The 1,143-nt window shown below is 41.4% G+C and carries 1 protein-coding gene; it reads left to right on the top strand.

What is annotated here, in order from left to right:
- Positions 1-235 precede the first annotated feature (235 nt).
- Positions 236-1,141: a hypothetical protein gene (locus GHO41_RS29280; protein ID WP_153328991.1), complete on the top strand. Its 906-nt coding sequence runs from the start codon at positions 236-238 to the stop codon at positions 1,139-1,141.
- Positions 1,142-1,143 lie beyond the last annotated feature (2 nt).

Raw genomic sequence — 1,143 nt, 5'->3', positions numbered from 1 at the left:
CCCCACGTCGAAGCCGGTCAAAATGGTTGACCGAAGGTCGAGCATTTTGAGGGGCTGGGCTTTTGATTTGAGCGGGTCTCGGGTCGCAGACATGAGCAAGAGAGGAAGCCAGCCCGAAGGGCAAGGCGTCAACCCGTAGGGTTGTCCTATCTTGAATTGAAAACTTAATTACACCATAAACTTGATATTTACTTTTAATATGTTATGTCTATATGTATAAACATATGAGACATAGATGACAATAAAAAATTGGTTTGTAAGAAGTGAGCGAGTAAAAGATAAGCATAACGGCATAATACGCTATGGTAAATATTTGGTAGATGAAAGTCATCCTAACCATACACAAACTTCTTCGATTATCCCTATAAGCGGAAACATTGATACTTTTATCAAAAGAGTATCAAACGAAGCAATAACGCTTGATATTTCAAACTCACAGAAGAAAGGAGGGCGACCAGTTCAATCATATGCTCAATCTTTTGTATTCTGCTTGCCTCCTTCTGTGAAAAAACCCACAACAGAAGAATGGAAGGAAATAACAAAAGACATAGTGAAAGAGATTGCGAAAAAACTGGAAGTTAGCCTATCGGACTTGAACGGTAAAATATTTGCTAACGTCCACGACCAAGACAACCCGCACCTAAATCTTGTAGTGCCCAGAGTGCTAAATGGCAAGTCATTGAAGGCGTTAGACCAGAAGGGCACGATCTCTGTCGCAAAGAAAGCGTTTACGGCTGCAACCCTTGCGCACTGCGGGCTTGACGTGTCTGCGTATGAGCCGCTACAAACGAATTTGGGACGAAAACAAGCCAAGTGGAAGATCCAAGAGCAAAAAGCAGAAAAAGCACTTTTGCTGGTTGGTCATAAGACCCAAGAACTCGACGACAAGCTGAAACAATCCCGCGAACTTGATACCCTTTCAATAGAACTTAACAGCAAGATTTTTGAATGGGTTTTCGCAGTGAAAGCAGATAGTTATATGGATGAGTTAGTTGCTCAAAGCGACATATCAGATATAACTGACAAGATTGATAATTTAAACATCAATCAAGAACAAAAGGCGATTTTAGATAGGCTCTTCGAGTCTGCCGAGCAGAAAGCAGGCAAAGCGCTCGAAAATAGAGTAAGATGGAAAATATAACT

Origin of the sequence: Pseudomonas sp. FSL R10-0399 (assembly GCF_009600165.1) — a bacterium.
Classification (GTDB): Bacteria; Pseudomonadota; Gammaproteobacteria; order Pseudomonadales; family Pseudomonadaceae; genus Aquipseudomonas; species Aquipseudomonas helleri.
This window is presented reverse-complemented; position numbering and strand designations above follow the sequence as displayed.